At 45.2% G+C, this 17,213-nt stretch carries 7 protein-coding genes; 5 read left to right on the top strand and 2 right to left on the bottom strand.

The window, feature by feature from the left end; translation table 11 throughout:
- Positions 1-80: 80 nt before the first annotated feature.
- From K9M52_RS17790 to tamL, 5 genes are all read left to right on the top strand, one after another.
- Entirely contained in the window at positions 81-2,183 is a 2,103-nt protein-coding gene (locus K9M52_RS17790) for an alpha-L-arabinofuranosidase C-terminal domain-containing protein (protein WP_224069785.1), read from the top strand.
- Positions 2,184-2,249: 66 nt separating this feature from the next.
- Entirely contained in the window at positions 2,250-2,504 is a 255-nt protein-coding gene (locus K9M52_RS17785) for a hypothetical protein (RefSeq protein ID WP_224069784.1), read from the top strand.
- Positions 2,505-2,558: 54 nt separating this feature from the next.
- Complete coding sequence (locus K9M52_RS17780) at positions 2,559-3,647, top strand: glycoside hydrolase family 43 protein (protein WP_224069783.1); 1,089 nt, start codon at positions 2,559-2,561, stop codon at positions 3,645-3,647.
- 174 nt (positions 3,648-3,821) lie between these two features.
- Entirely contained in the window at positions 3,822-9,122 is a 5,301-nt protein-coding gene (locus tag K9M52_RS17775; protein ID WP_224069782.1) for a translocation/assembly module TamB domain-containing protein, read from the top strand.
- Positions 9,123-9,148: 26 nt separating this feature from the next.
- Complete coding sequence (gene tamL / locus K9M52_RS17770) at positions 9,149-11,488, top strand: translocation and assembly module lipoprotein TamL (RefSeq protein ID WP_449500888.1); 2,340 nt, start codon at positions 9,149-9,151, stop codon at positions 11,486-11,488.
- 163 nt (positions 11,489-11,651) lie between these two features.
- Here the strand turns inward: tamL and K9M52_RS17765 are convergent, their stop codons facing one another.
- Together K9M52_RS17765 and K9M52_RS17760 are read right to left on the bottom strand one after the other, a co-directional pair.
- On the bottom strand, positions 11,652-13,514 hold the full coding sequence (locus K9M52_RS17765) for a RagB/SusD family nutrient uptake outer membrane protein (protein ID WP_224069780.1): 1,863 nt from the start codon (positions 13,512-13,514) through the stop codon (positions 11,652-11,654).
- Positions 13,515-13,576: 62 nt separating this feature from the next.
- Positions 13,577-16,771, bottom strand: a complete 3,195-nt coding sequence (locus tag K9M52_RS17760) for a SusC/RagA family TonB-linked outer membrane protein (protein WP_224069779.1) — start codon at positions 16,769-16,771, stop codon at positions 13,577-13,579.
- Positions 16,772-17,213: the final 442 nt, after the last annotated feature.

The raw sequence follows: 17,213 nt of genomic DNA, 5'->3' as shown, positions 1-17,213 counted from the left end.
TTATGCTAACATTCATTGATTATTGGTTAACAAGTGTTATATTTACATTTGTAATTTGCAATTGATTAAACACACTCCAAATGAATTATTTGAATCGTAAGGTATTCGTTATTCTTTCATGCATTTTTGCATTGGCTGGCCACATACAAGCCGCCATGCCCAATGACAGCACACATACAACACATCTGATGATCGATGGGCGGAGTGGAGGTAAAGCGGTATCATCTACGATGTGGGGAATCTTCTTTGAAGATATAAACTTCGCAGCCGATGGTGGGATCTACGGCGAACTCGTTAAAAACCGGTCATTTGAGTTTGACGACCCGTTTATGGGATGGAAACAATTACGCAAAGAAGATGCCCGCCAACCGCAGGTCAGTTTAGGCGGTAAAGTACTGATCACAAACAAAGGCAATAATGAACCACATAATGGCAATCACAGATATGCACATATATCGATCAGCCATTATTTTGGACTGGAGAACGAAGGTTTCAGGGGTATGGGGTTTGTTAAAAATGAGCCCTACCGGTTTACCGGGAATTTTAGGCTGGATGTAGGCCAGCAGATCGAGTTACAGCTACTGATCGTGGACTCGGCCGGTCACATATTCACACGTTCTGACTGGAAGCCGCTGCCGGCAACAGGGGAGTGGGTACAATATAGCGATACATTGACCGCCAAAAATACGGTGGAAAAAGGACACCTCAGGCTTCTTCTTAAAGGAAACGGACAACTGGATGCAGATATGCTCTCTTTATTTCCGGTACATACCTGGAAAAACCGGCCGGGCGGCCTTAGAAAAGACTTGGTACAAAAGCTCTATGATTTGCATCCGGGGTTTATCCGGTTTCCCGGTGGATGCATCGTTGAGGGTAGGACTTTGGTGAACAGGTACCAATGGAAAAACACGGTAGGACCTGTAGCGGAGAGAACAACCATTTCCAACAGATGGCAGACAGAGTTTAAGGCGCCTCGGAACGCACCGGATTATTACCAGTCTTATGGGCTGGGTTTTTTTGAATATTTTCAGCTGGCAGAAGATTTGGGAGCTGCGCCTTTACCTATCCTTAATTGTGGTATGGCCTGCCAGTTTAATTCAGGAGAAGTCGCGGCCGACCTGGAGCCTTATATTCAAGATGCACTGGATCTGATTGAATTTGCCAATGGAGACACCTCAACAACTTTTGGCCGTCTTCGCGCCCGGATGGGACACCCTGGCTCATTCCACCTTCAATATCTTGGGGTGGGTAATGAGCAGTGGGATACGCAGTATTTTGACAGGTATAAAATATTTGAAAGCAGATTACGGACAGCGCACCCGGAAATTCAGCTGGTGTCTGGCAGTGGTCCCTATAACAGCGGTGAGTGGTTTGATACCGCCTGGACCACGCTTCGCAGACTCCATCCCAGCTTAATTGATGAGCATTATTACGCACCACCAGAATGGTTTTTAAAAAATGCCGGCCGTTATGACACGTATGACAGAAAAGGCCCCAAAGTCTTTGCCGGAGAGTATGCCGCACACGGAAAAGCTTCCGCGGCACCGGAATCAGCCAATAGTTTTTACAGCGCGCTGACAGAAGCGGCATTTATGACCGGACTGGAAAGAAATGCGGATATTGTACGCATGGCTTCCTATGCACCTCTATTAGCTAATGTCAATGCCTGGCAATGGCGGCCGGATCTGATCTGGTTTGACAACCTGACCTCCATAGCCACGCCTAATTATTATGTACAACAAATATTTTCACTGTCTAAGGGCACAGAGGTACTGCCTATCACGTCGGGTAATGCGCCTTTAAAAGGGCAAGACAGCCTGTATGCCAGTACTACATTTGACAGCAGAACGGGCCAGACCTTTATAAAACTGGTGAATGTATCGGGTCGCGCTAAATCGCTTCAAATCACATTAAGGGGGCTTAGGATCGCCAGAAACGCCGTAGGTAAATGGACCTTATTGCACAGTGATTCCGCTTATCGCTATAACAGTTTGCAGGAACCCGATGCCATTCAACCGATATACCTTAGCTTTGGAGAAAAGCAACAAGAAAACAAAAGGCCCGGCAGCCCTGACTACGTGTTACCCAGGGTTCAGTCCCGCGGAAATGAAGCACAGATTTCGGTAAGCGTTCCAGCCTGCTCCGTAAACGTATTCGAGCTTCCTGCGAGACGAGCGCAATAGGGGTGAACGTTATAGAGACACGAGTCCGGTCACTTTGTATTCTGCAATGATTTAATGACTGAATCAATGGAAGAAACATTTACGTTACCTGTGCAGTATAAAGGCAAGGAGGTCACACTTGAATTTACATTCCGGCGTCTGGGATATACTTATAAGATTTCCACACAGATCGGAAATCAGGAGGTGCTTTTTGAACCCGACGAAGAGGGAAGTTTCCGGGCCACGCTAGCTAACCCATATAAGGCCTCTGGTAGTAAGGACAATATAGACAGCGCATTCATTGCGGTGATGAGTCAGGCGTTAACAGAAGCACTCAAATAGGTTCACCTGATAGTAGCCATAGCTTTTCTGCATGTTCTGCATTATATTTGAGGGATGAAAGCAATGACATATTCTCTTTACAGCAATAACGCATTATCTTTTCTTCTCAGGTTTGGGTGTCTTTGCATATTACTTTTACAACTGTCGGCACCCGTCTCGGGCCAGTATGCAAAAACAGGCAAGGCAATTGATACGCTCTCCATCGCCGACCCCACAATTTTTAAATTTCAGCAGAACGGGGTCATCAGATATTATTTGTATGGTACGGCAGCAGACCAGACCGTCAGGGCTGGTTTCAAAGGTTTTGTGTCCAGTGACCTGCATCACTGGAAAAGGATATTACACAATAATAGCGCCTCTTATCTTGTACTCGATAGCGCTCATAGTTATGGAAACAGTGGCTTCTGGGCACCACAGGTCATCTCTTTGGGCGGCGACCGGCCGTTCTTAATGGCCTATACAGCTAGTGAGCAGATTGCCATTGCCAGGTCAGAACGTGGACCGGAAGGGCCTTTTGTTCAGAAAGATCCGGCCAAACTATTTGAGGACGGGTTTAAACACATCGACCCATTTATATACCGTGACAGTGCCAGTGGCAAGACCTATATCTACTATGTCAAGCTGGACGCGGGCAACAAAATATATGTCGCAGAACTACAGGCTGTGTCAGGGGCGGAAAAAGGCCAGTTTACTGTTAAGGCGGGTACGGAAAAGCGCTGTATCCAGGCGACCACTGACTGGGAAAATACCACGGCCGCTAAGTGGCCGGTAACCGAGGGGCCTACCGTCTTATTCCATCGTGGCTATTATTATTTGTTTTATAGCGCCAACGACTTTAGAAACCCGGATTACAGTGTAGGATATGCCACCTCTAAGTCCCCAACCGGCCCCTGGGTAAAAGCAGCGGATAATCCTATTATTACCGGTGCTAAGACCGGCCTTTCGGGCACGGGTCATGGAGACGTGTTTCAAGATAAAGACGGGCAATATTATTATGTATTTCATGCCCATCATACCCATTCAGCAGTCGGCCCCCGAAAAACTTATATAATGCCTTTTACATTTAAAGCGAGCAGGCGGAGCCCTGATCGAATCAAGATGGATTATCACAGCGTCAGACCGCTGTTACTGACACACCAATAGACCGGTTGTTAACGGGATTGCTTAGACAATCAGGCATCCCATTTGTAGAGATAATTGCCCAATCTGTCTTGATATTTTGACAGGTAGGGATCTTTGGATTACAGATTCTTTAAATGTCGTCTATATCCTTGTTAACCCGGTGACTATAAATTACCTTTACAGCAAAATTAATTTTTGACTAAAACCCTTAGAATAGCACTCAAGACCCTTTTGTGGGTACTGGGATCTGTGATCCTGGTTCTGGTATTGGTCGTATTGCTATTGCAGGTTCCCTCTGTTCAAAACTTTATCCGTAAAAAAGCGGTTAGTTATTTAGAAAATAAGCTAGGCACCAAAGTAGAGATCGCTTCCATTTACTTAAAATTTCCGACCGCTCTTTCGGTTAAAGGCGTCTATCTGGAAGATCAGCATAGGGACACTTTACTTTACAGTCAGGACCTGGAGGCCAGGCTGGATTTATGGAAGCTGTTTAAAAAGCGACTGGTGGTCGATCAGATCAACTGGCAGGGAGTGACGGCTAAAATTTCCAGGACGAAGGACAGTATTTATAATTTTGATTATATCATTGCCGCCTTCGCCGACACGACACAGGCAACTGAGGACACTAGTTCTTCCTCCAGTTTTGCCATCGATCTGGACAGGATCAACCTGGACCGGATACAAATGACGTATAATGATTCTGTCGATCAAAATTATATACATTTTTATGTCGGGCATTTTGACACCAGAGTCAGCGAGTTTGATCTGAACAAAATGCGATTCGGTATTCCGGTCACTCACCTGAGTAATGTGCGGGCGAATATACAACAGCTGGCACTCAGTGAGGCCTCGCCTGTGGCAGACACGGCCACAGAACCGCTCAATATGACGCTTTCTGTTGGGAAGGTAGATCTGTCAAAAATATGGTTGAACTATCACTCAGCGGAAATGGATGCCGGTATTGACCTGGCGAGACTGCTCGTGAATTTTGACCGGATCGATTTAGCTAAACAAAAAATAGGAATCCGGCAAATACAATTAGATACCACCAGCGCATCTGTTGTGATGCGTAATCCTACGACCGTTACAAAGGTCGTTTCCGAGACCGCCAAACATATTGATACGCTGATTACACCGGCAAATAATGCACCCTGGTCACTATCTGTAAACAAAATTGTATTAAACAACAACCGGGTTCGTTTTGATAACGAAGCAATGCCTGACCAAAAAGAAGGATTGGATTATGGCCATTTGGATATGCAGCATATCCATGTCTTGATAGATAACTTCTGGTTCGTCTCGGACAGTATGCAGGGAAATATTAAAGCGTTGTCGCTGAAAGATAGAAGCGGGTTTGCCGTCGATAGTCTGAGTGGCATCTTTTTTTATGGCCCAAGAGCGGCTTACTTCAAAGACTTTTTTCTCAGACTCCCCAATAGTGAATTAAAAGATCAGATCGCCATCAGCTATCCTTCGCTGGATGCGGTCGCAGAAAATCCTTCACTGCTGGGTATAAACGCTACTATTGAGAATAGTTATGTCGGAATGCAGGACGTATTGATGATAGCTCCTTTTTTAAAGGCCTATCCTGCTATAACGAATTTCACTGCCAGCCGGGTACGGCTAAAAGCGAAACTAGAGGGTAAAGTAGGTGATCTAAATATTCCTACATTGGAGGTAAGTGGACTAGGCAATACAAGCCTGAAAGCTACCGGGCATTTAATGGGCCTGCCTGATCCCGATAAAACCTTTATGAATCTGACCCTGAGAGAGCTTACAACAACAGGTGAAGATATTAATAAAATGATGCCCGCCGGTGTCATGCCTGAAGGGTATCAACTGCCGGTGTCTATGCAGGCCAGCGGTTATTTTGAAGGAACCATCAGTAAGTTCAAGACCGATCTGGTGTTAAACAGTAGTGACGGGAATGCCGGTTTTAAAGGGCAAGTTGATATGCGCACTACCGATCAGGAAACCTATCAGGGATACCTGACCGCAGAGGAGCTCAATATCGGTAAGATGACTGGCATGCAGGATATGGTCGGCAAAATATCCTTGCAAACAGATCTGAAAGGAAAGAGCTTCAATCCCAAAAAAGCCAGCCTGGCTTTAAAGGGTGTGATTCATTCATTGGAATTAAAGGGATATGATTATCAGAACCTCAACTTTAAGGCCGATGCAGACCAGGGTAAATATACCGTTGCAGCCGCGATGGCGGACCCGAATATACATTTTGACCTCACGGGAGATGCCGACATGACATCCAGGGCTCCCGCTCTTAACCTGGATTTGCAACTGGACAGCGCAGATTTTCAGGCACTGCACTTGACAACGGATACGCTTAAATTACATACCCACGTGTCAGCAGGCTTCGCCAGTGCTGATCCGGACTCTCTGAACGGTTCCATAGACGTTAAAAATCTGGTACTGGTCAGCGGCAATAAAAGATTACAGGCGGATTCTCTGAGTTTTGTATCAAAGGCTGGTCCTGACTCCAGCAGCCTGACCCTGGATGCAGCTACTTTGGGACTGACCGCTGTGATGCAGGGACAATATCAATTAACAAAGCTGGCACCCGCTTTTCAGCAGCTCTTCAATAAGTATATGGCAGTAGATAGCCTTCCTGCTTTACCCGTTGGAGACAAAAGCGCAGACAGCCTGACGATTGCCCATAAAAAGGCTGAAAACACCATTACAACCAATCGCATATCAGCTGATTCCACCTCTTCCGACTCCACTAGTCACCAGCAATTCAGTTTCAATGCGCAGGTATTCAGAACACCGATGCTGGCATCCTTTCTGCCGGAGTTAAGACAAATGGATACCATTCGCATCACCGGGCGTTTTGATAACAAAGAACCAGTACTGGATATCCGGGGGGTAATTCCCTCCGTGGTCTATGACACGGATACCCTTTCAGGAGGTCATCTGAGTATACAGGGGGATAACAGTCAGCTGAATTATATGGCCGGCTTTAAACATGCCGCTGTGGGAGACGCCGTTCAGCTATATGAACCTTCAATCGCGGGGACTGTCCGGCAAAATAAGCTCAATGCCCTGTTAAACGTACATGACCAGGCCGGAAAACCGTATTATAGATTAGGCGCTCAGGCAGCTATTAATGGCAGTCAGCTGCAGATGCGGCTGCTACCCGATAGCCTGTTACTGGATTATACACCCTGGAAAGTACAGCCGGATAATTTCATCCGGTATGATTCCAGTGGTATTCTAATCCACAACTTTGGCATATCTGATCGAGGCCAACAATTACTGGTGCAAAGTGTACCTGAAGCAGGAGGTGCCCCGCTAAAAGTTAATTTTAAAGATTTCAAAATTGAAACATTAACCAAGATCATCAATCAGGACTCTATCCAGGTAGGAGGTATACTAAGCGGAGAGGCTACGATCGATTCGGTCATGACCAATCCCTTGGTCACAGCGAATATGAATATCCAGGATCTGAATTTTAAAACGGATACGATTGGTAATATCGCCTTAAACATAGATAATAAAACAGCCGGCAAATACCAGACACATGTTGCGATCACCGGGCAAGGCAACCAGGTGGACCTTGCCGGTGCGTATTATACCAACCCTGAAAGTAAGATGGATTTTGAGTTGAATGTACAAAAACTGGCACTTAAATCCATCGAGGGGCTGACACTGGGTTATCTAAAGGATATGAATGGGAGCCTGGACGGACGTATGACCATTCAGGGCAGTATTGACCAACCTAAAATAAATGGTCAATTGCATTTTAACCAGGCAGCTTTTAATGTGGCAATGTTGAATGCACCTTTTACGATGCCTGATGAAAAAATACAGTTTGATGACGAAGGTATCGTTTTTAACAGGGTGCATGTGCTGGATCAGCAGAAAAACCGGCTCACCATTGATGGCAGGATCAAAACCACCAATTTTACCGATTATGGTTTTGCTTTGAGGGTCAATGCCCGCGATTTCCAGGTTATCAGCAGCACGAAGGCGGATAATCCGTTATATTATGGCAAACTCTATATGGATGCCCGCATGAATATCGACGGCAATATGAATTCGCCAGTCGTGGATGGCACAATTGGCGTTCGCGATAAAACAGATCTAACCATTGTGGTTCCCAGTGCAGACCCCTCTGTGGAAGAAAGAGAGGGTGTAGTCGAGTTTGTTAAAAAGAACCCGCAGCCCAACCTGGACTCTATTCTGGTAGAAAGGCAACTGGACTCCTTAAGAAATACAGCGGTTCAGGGAATGGACATATCTGCGACCATCAATGTAGATAAGAACGCACTGTTTTCGATTGTGCTGGATGAGCGCAATGGTGATATGGTCAAACTCAGGGGAGAAGCGCACCTAAATGGCGGTATTGACCCAAGCGGCAAGACAAGTCTTACGGGCACCTATGAAGTTAATGACGGGTCTTATAATCTCTCCTATGCTACCGTCAAGAGAAAATTCACCTTCAAAAAAGGAAGTACTATTGTATGGACCGGTGACCCTACCAGTGCCAATGTTGATCTGACAGCTGTCTATATAGCCAATGTACCGCCCTTGGATCTGGTAGAAAATCAACTGACCGGCACGGAAAATACCGTACAGTTTAAACAGAAATTACCGTTTGAGGTAAATCTGATGATGAAAAACGAGTTACTCAAGCCGGAGATCAGCTTTGATATTATGTTACCCGATGATAAAAGTAAGGTCAATGTGTCGGGCGAAGTGACCACGGCGGTGAACACCCGGTTAGCCCAGATCCGAATGGATCCCAATGAAATGAATAAGCAAGTCCTCGGTGTGTTGGTGCTGGGACATTTTATCGGAGATAATCCTTTGCAGAGTATGGTGGAAGGGCAGACGGTAGAAGGGGCACTTAGAAATAGCGTATCCAGTTTGCTTTCCGACCAGCTCAACCGGCTGGCCGACAATCTGATCAGCGGCGTGGACCTGGACTTTGGACTGACCTCTGGAGAAGATTACTCTTCCGGTACCGCTACCAATAGAACGGACCTGAATGTAGGCCTGTCGAAAAGTTTCCTGAATGACCGGTTAACGGTTAGCGTAGGCAATAACTTCAATCTGGAAGGTGCACAGGCAGGAGAGAAAGCCACCAGTATTGCCGGGAATGTTTCGATAGGATATAAGCTCAGCAGAGACGGGCGTTATTTATTACGCGCTTACCGGAATGACCATTTTATTGTCATTCAAGGCCAGGTTGTTGAAACGGGGATAGGCTTCTCTATGACCCTGGACTATGACACCTTTAAAGAAATCCTTAAAGGAAAAACAGAGAAACAAAAGGAGTGGCGCAGGAGATTCAGGAAGCGTCAGCGCATGGAACGGGAACAAGAAGACAGTACCGGTAACGATAATACAACTACTAAGGATACCTATAAAGCGCAAACGAAAGATGAAGAGGAGCAGGCGGCGGTTCGCCGTCAGATAGAGCAAAATGCCGCCGAAGCAAAGGCAGAGCAGACAAAACAAAGCAGTAGCAGTCAGTAAGATTTATCATATCAACAGATCTCGGTATGTTTTATAAAAAAACACATAACAAATTCCTTGTAACGGTGTCATCAGCGCTCCCGACCGTGTTGTGGATCTGTCTTGTATTATGGCTCAGTAGCTGTAGTAATACACGCTATTTGCAACAAGGGCAGAAGCTGTATACAGGTAGTAAAATCCAAATGGAAAAGACCGCTGAAATCACCTCCAATGAAGCAAAAGATCTGCAGGAGCAGATGGATGAGTTGCTCCGGCCGGTTCCCAATAGTTCGTTTTTGGGTATGCGTATCAAGCTCTATATTTACAACAAGACGAAAACCAATAAGACCAAGGGATTGAAACATTGGCTCAATCAGAAATTTGGAGAGCCGCCTGTACTCGTCAATGATGTCAACCTGGCTAAAAACAGTGAGATCCTGCAAGGCTATCTCCAAAATAACAGTTATTTTCAGGCATTAGCAAGTGGCAACCTGGATACGACGGCAAAAAAGGGAAAAGCGATTTATGAAATTATCCCAGGGCCGTCTTACCATATAGCTTCAGTCAGCTTTCCAAAGCCGGTGGATTCACTGACAACAGCTATTAAAAGAGCCACCCGGAGATCTATTCTCAGAAAAGGCAAAAAATACAATCTGGATGATATTAAAAATGAAAGGGTCCGTATCGACAACCGCCTGAAGAACAAAGGGTTTTATTTCTTTACACCGGAAGATCTTCTGGTCAAAGTGGACAGCACCATCGGCCATCACCAGGTCGATATGGATGTAACCGTAAAACCCGAAACACCTGCAAAGGCTGAAAAAATCTATAAGATCGACAGTATTTTTGTCTACCCAGGCTATTCTCTGCGGGATACCGGTCGCCATAAATCTCTTATGGAACCGTACGGTTGGTATAATGTAGTGGATCCGCATCATACGATTAAACCTTACGCGTTTAAAAATACCGTACTCATGCATCCGGGAGACACCTATAGCAGGAGCTTGCATAATAACAGCATCAACAGGATGATCAATCTGGGTCCTTATAAGTTTGTCAAAAATAAGTTTGTGCAACATGAAGAAGATTCTGCAAAGCTGGATGTTTATTATTACCTCACTCCATATAAAGGCAAATCCCTGCAGTTGGAACTGCAAGGCAGAACTACCTCTGCCAACTTTATGGGTTCACAGATAAATATTAACTGGAAAAACAGAAATGCCTTTAAGGGCGCTGAAGCCTTTACGGTATCTCTTTTTGGTAGTACAGATATACAGATGGGAGGCAGCAGTAAAGGAAATAATGTATATCAGGCGGGTATTAAGACAGGTATTAGCTGGCCGCGATTTATCAGTCCTTTTGATTTTAAATCTGATAATGCCTATATCCCTCACACCAACCTTAGTTTAGGCTACTCCTTGAATAAAAGAATTCATTTATACACATTGAACTCTTTTACAGGATCCTTTGGTTATCAATGGCGTGAAAATGCAAAACGATCCCATGAATTGAATCTGCTGAATATAACCTATGTGAACCCGACAGGCATCTCCGAGGCCTATGCGGATAGTGTAGCGCATAGCCAGAATCCGACACTGGCCCATGTTATTGACAAGCAGTTCACTTTTGGCCCCAGCTATAGTTATACGGTCACAAATACAGCACAATCCTATAAAAGAAGCACCTATTATTATAATGCCGCCATTGACCTTTCCGCTAATCTATACGGTATCATTGCAGGAGCCAATGCCAGAGAGGGAAATGTAAAAAAACTCTTTGGCCAGGAATTTAATCAATATATCAAAATAGAAAACGAGTTCAGGTATTTCAGGAGAATATCCAGAAAAAGTAAACTGGCGGCGAGGATTCTGGCCGGAGTGGGCATTCCATATGGGAACTCTACTATATTGCCCTACAGCAAGCAATTTTTTATCGGCGGTTCCAATAGCCTTCGGGGCTTTAGAGCGCGTTCTCTGGGACCAGGCACCTACAACGTCGCAGATGCATATGCAGGCAGTGATTTCTTCCCCGACCAGTCAGGAGATATTAAAATAGAAGGTACTGTCGAATACCGGCCACACCTGTTTGGATTTGTCGAAGGCGCCGTTTTTACAGATTTTGGCAACATCTGGTTATTTAATTCCAACGAAGGGCAACCTGGCGCTGTTTTTAACGGGCATTTCCTCAATCAAATGGCCGCTGACGTGGGTGTCGGCCTTCGCTTTGACCTGACCGTACTTGTACTGAGGCTTGATTTAGGCATGCCGATCAGAAAACCATGGAAGGCTAAAGGAGACAGATGGGTATTTGATGAGATCGACTTCGGTAGCAATAGCTGGCGTAAAGATAACCTGATCTTTAATATTGCCATCGGCTATCCATTCTAGTACGACTGCTCAGTATACAGAAAGAGGGGTGAGGTACCAGGATACCAGATCGTCCGATCTGTCCCGGTGCTCACCCCTCCGGCATTGAGCCATACGCGTGAGCGCATGCACATCAACACACTCAACTATTAAAAACGCATTGATTCATAGTTGTTGTCTATGCTTAACCCTGCGGGATCTCCTTTAAAGGTTCAATATTACCCTCTGCGCCTGAATATCCCTGGTTTTGATTGATGCGTGCCCCTGTATTGGCATCTATGGCACTTTGCGGAACGGGCCACAATACATGATATGGGCTGATCTTATACATGTCTCCGTGCGGCGTCACCGTATTGTTCTTATAGAAGTTGTTACATTCCATAACCCTGTCGTACCAAAAATTACTGGTAGAAAAATTGGCAGCGGAATAGGTATGCCCCTTATAAGATTTGCCGAGTTGCGCATATAAGTAAGCGATACGTGTAAGCTCCACTTTTCTTTCTTCTTCATAATATAATTCCCGTGCCCTTTCGTCCAGAATCATCGCCATGGTTACATCAGAAGCCTGAATAGGTGTCGCTTTGGCCCTGATTCTGACTTTATTGATATCCTCTGCAGCGTGTGCTAAATCGCCCTTCCAGAAATAGGCTTCCGCACGGACCAGATAGGTTTCTGCCAGGCGAAATACATACCAGTCTCCGTTGCCTCCTCTGGGAGGCGTATTGATGTTATCGGGGATATACAATTTATAGAAAGGAAAACCGAACCATTGGCGCAATGTATCACCGCAAAGCAGTACATTGTCATCACTGTATTTCTGTAAGTGCTTACCATAATAGGGGTCCTTTCCCTTTAAGGCCGGTTCATTGTAAACGAAGTCCTCCATTTCCATCCAGTTGCCGGGTGCATGACGCAGGTCACTTCCTGCATCCGTCCAGATCGCTTTTTCCGCATACCAACTCGGGCGGCAACGGCCGATTCCTCTGCCGGTGACAGCGGAAAAGGACAGCGGAATATCCGCTCTGTCGGAAAGGCCTTTATTGCCTAAAGGCGTTTTAATCTTACCACCGGCCAGATAGGGCAACGTTTGACGCATGATCTGTGTGCCTCCGTCAAATTTTCCATCCATATCGGGTTTATCAATCACCAGCATCAGCGCCTCCTTATTCGTAGCGATGTCCTTATTGCTGTTTAAATGCAGATCCCATACGACGTTTTTTCCGGCATTATTCGCGTCCTGGCCAAAACGCTCGGTCATGAGGTGGTAAACGCCGCCGTCGATCAGATCGGTCGCTGCCTGTATAGCGCCATCAAAATCACCCAGAGCCAGATTAATTTTAGCCAACAGGTGTTGACAGGCTCCTTTGGTTACTTCCCCTTTCGCCTTTCCCTCATCAGTGACCCATTGAACAGCATATTGCATATCGGACTGGATCTGTTTCAAAATAACCGTTCGGTCGACAGTTTTAAAATCCAGTTTAGGCTCATTATAGAGCTTACCGATCCAGGGCACGTCACCAAACTCGTTGGTCAGTTCATAATAACGGTAGGCTCTGTGAAAATAGGCCTGTCCCAAAATGTCATTTCTGATAGCCAGCTGCTCCTGATCTGTCGTATCCCACTTGGGTTCATCGATATAGGTAATCACGGTATTGGCATATTTAATGTCTGCATACCCCTGATGCCAGTAATAATAAATCCGGTTATGATTGGCGTTGTCATTACCACTGCTTATGGCATCGGGCGTGATCTGCAGATCCATATTCTGCGCTGGCCCGGACTTGTCGTCAGTACCATCTACTGCAATATCAGAAAAGATCAACTGGGTAATTTCCGGTGCACCGTCACCGGACCAATTATATCGCAGATTGCGCTCACAAGCGACTAACGCCCCTTTTAATCCTTCTGCCGTATTATAGGTACTCTCAGGTGTATAGAAAGACAGTGGTTTGGAATCCAGGTAGTCCTTTTTACAGCTACCAGTTATCAAGCAGGCAGCGCTGACAATAAGAAGTGCCTTAGTTGTATATTTATTTAAATGTTTCATCTTCTGTGTTTTTACTTTTCAAGATTATTTACCATTAACTCATGCTTTCTAATAAGCTGCCATTACAACGTAACATTTAAGCCCAGTGTATAAGACCGGGGAGAAGGTCCCTGAGTCGCCATTTCTGGATCCCAGAAGTCCCAGTCGGGGGCATATATAGCCGCATTTCTGACAGTAAAATAAACGCGTAGATCCTTGATCTGTGCCTTTTTGATGAGATCCCTTGGGAAGGTATAAGCCAGTGAGACATTCGCCAAACGGACAAAAGATGTTTTTCGCCAAACATTATAACTTGCGCCACCATCACTGGAAAATAGTCTTGAATAATCGTTGATCTGATTGTCTGGTGTCCAGTAAGGCAGATCATACCAACTACTGCGGTCAATAAATCCGCTGTTGTTTTTAGCGGTATTATACTGAGACATCCCTCCCAGCTTTGAATAAATCACAAAAGAAAAATTGAAGTTATTCAGGAAGGTAAAATCATTGCGCAACGACCAAGTATATCTTGGATTTTTATAACCCAGGAACTGTTTGTCCTCATTCGTGTACTTGCCGTCGCCGTTAACATCTTCAATCTTAAAGTCACCAGGCTGCTGTCCGTATTTATTCGCCAGATCTGCCTCATCGGTGGAATAAACACCCAACACTTTATAATCCCAGACCACATCCAGTGGATGGCCGATAAACCAGCCATTTGCAATATCATCCGGCTCCCGGTGGTCGATTACGTTACCTTCTTCATCACGAATATCCTGCTGATCGCCATAGAGACTGACGATCTTATTGCGGTTTAAAGAAAAATTAAAAGAACTGCTCCATTTAAAGTTGGAACGATTGATATTTTGTGAAGTCAGTGCAAACTCAAGCCCTTTATTATCAATTCTGCCCAGGTTGGTCCAGATATAGCTAAATCCGATAAGATCAGGCAACGAACGCTTAACAAGCAGATTGGTCGTTCTACTTTTATAAGCGTCGATACTCCCGGAGATGACACCATGGAACATTTTAAAATCCAGACCGACATTATAGGCGGCCGTTCTTTCCCATTGGAGGCGAGGATTAGCCATATTAGCAACGAACAGTTCACTGACAGATTCTACTGCGCCGTCTTCACCCACATGAAAATATTTGCCGGTGGTAATATTAGACAGCGCAACATAACGGCCGATATCACGGTTGCCGTTTATACCATAGGAGAGACGCAACTTTCCGTAGTCTAACCAGTTGGTTTTAAACCAGGGCTCCTTTGTAAACTCCCAACCCAGCGCCACGGCCGGGAAAGTACCCCATTTAAAATCATCTCCGAAGGCGGAATAACCATCCCTTCTCACGGAGGCGGTCAAAAGATAACGTTGTTTATAAGAATAAATGAGTCTACCCATAAAAGCCTGACCTGTACCGTACTGGTCATCGCTGGAAGGGATCGGATTAGTACCTGCACCAATATTATGATAACCTAGGTTGTCATTCGGTACAAAGCCATTGTTATCCACTAAGTCTTTCCAGTACTGGTATTTTTCCGCATTCTGCAGTAAGGTAACTTCAAAATGATGATCTCCAAAGTCGTGATTCCAGGTCAGCAGGTTATCGATATTCCATTGGTACGTAACTGAATGCTCTCTATGCGCAATACCTCCTTGTACCTCCCAGTTGGAACCGATAAACTGAGAAGAATTGTGGTTGTAATATTGATACCACTCAAATTGAGGCGTGAAGTTTACCTGATACTGAATACCAAAGGGTAACTTTACTTTTCCGTAAAAATTAGTATTGAGCGTGTAATACTTTTTAAGCCGGTCTGTAAAGGTCGGCCCCGCCAGTACATTCTCGGTTTCTCCCAGGCCTTGTTGGTCGTTAGGACTATAGCGCAATGTGGACGAATCATCAGTATAAATGGAACCCAAGGGAGAGTTGGTTATAGCCCGGTCCCAGTCCGCAGGTACGCCGCTTTCATCTCTGACGGCAAAGCCCAGATTCATACCCATGCTGAAAAAATCCGTTACTTTCGCATCCAGGTTTAAACGGCTCCTGACAATAGAATACTTGTCTCCATAAACAACACCTTCGTTATTCTGATAACCGGCAGACCAATAATAGGATACCCGGTCCGTTTTTCCGGACAAGCTCGCGGTATAGTTTTGCTGGGTACCGCTATTGATGATCATATCGTACCAGTTAACACTGCGCCCGGCCAGATAATTGTCTATCTCTACATTTCTCATCAACAACCGCTGCAGCCAGATACGTACAGGGTCCCCCTTAGAGCCATCATAGGCCAGCCACTCGTCTACGCTTATATCACTCGGCAATTTTCTGGGGTCACTATATTCATAAGGCTCTGCCGTTGAGGCGTTCTGGCTTAGCGCCACGTTTTCTCTAAACTTGACATAGCCTGCCGCATCGTAAGGACGCCGGTTGATTTCCGGGGTAACTCTGCCATAGTTGGCATTCACTGAAACGGTTGGTTTGCCGGTTTTACCCTTCTTGGTGGTAATGGCAATGACACCTTCAGCAGCTTTTGCACCATATACAGCAACAGAGCTTGCGTCCTTTAAGACATCCACGGACGCTATATCATCTGGATTAATATCATTGATCGAACCATAATAGATCACTCCGTCCAGAACAATTAGCGGTGTTGCCCCCGCATTCAAAGTATTCTTACCGCGTATCTGAAAATCTCCGGACGGTTTGGCAGATGTACTATAAGGAACGGCCAGCCCCGGTACGTTGGAACGCATAATATCCTGTAACGAAGTAGGGTTTTCATTTTTTAATCGTTCCGTGTTGACCGTGGATACAGCACCCGTTAAATCCCTTTTCTTTTGGGTACCATAACCGATCATCACCACTTCGTCTAAAGTGGTCGTTTCCGGTACAAGGCTAACATTCAGTTCGTTGCCTTTTACCTGGATGGATTGTTCTATGTAGCCGACAAATCTAAATACAAGCGTGGCGCCGCTGGCGGCTTCAATTTGATAGTGTCCCTGGGCGTCTGTGAGGGTACCCCTTTTTGAACCGGCCACTTCAACCGAAGCACCCTCAATGGGTGCACCGGATGTGTCCCGGACTATCCCTGAAACCATTTGTTGATAATGGTCCGTTTCTTTTGTAAAAGAAACTGTTTTGTGGGGAGTTGCCTGGCTGGTAGATATTCCCGTAAACAACAGTGCGATGACCGCCAGAGAGAAAGTCTTTAGTGGGTTTCTGGTAAAATAGCAGATACCAGAAACTTTTGGATGTGTTTCTTTCATGAAAAAATAGTTTTAATAATTGAGTGATGTGTGGGTGGCTACTTCAGGGTTAACGGAAAGTAGCCTCTGAAGTGTTCTTCAGAGGTGTTTATTCTGGTCTCTCGTAGAATACCTCCTTTTTTAATCGTTAAAAAATAAATTATGCAGCTCGACTGCAACCAAAATGAAATTCAGAATAGATGTAAAATATGATCCCTATTGCCAATTGGAAAAAGGTGTAAGTCAGGCAAACAGGAATGGCTCTGGATACTTCGAGTTTTAATACCTGTATGTAGTAGAAATCAGTAATAAGGACGGATTGAAAGTGAAAAGGTTTTCACGCTACAATCCGAAAAAATGCCCGCAATCTTCAGCCTTTTCAAATAGCATTTCCAAATAGTCGTATGTATCAACATATCCTTAAAGAATAATTCCATTTACAGATTTTTCTTTGTTAAAAAAT

It is taken from the genome of Arachidicoccus terrestris, assembly GCF_020042345.1.
In the GTDB taxonomy this organism is placed as follows: domain Bacteria; phylum Bacteroidota; class Bacteroidia; order Chitinophagales; family Chitinophagaceae; genus Arachidicoccus; species Arachidicoccus terrestris.
The sequence above is the reverse complement of the archived record's forward strand: the minus strand, read 5'-3'. Positions and strand labels throughout refer to the sequence as shown.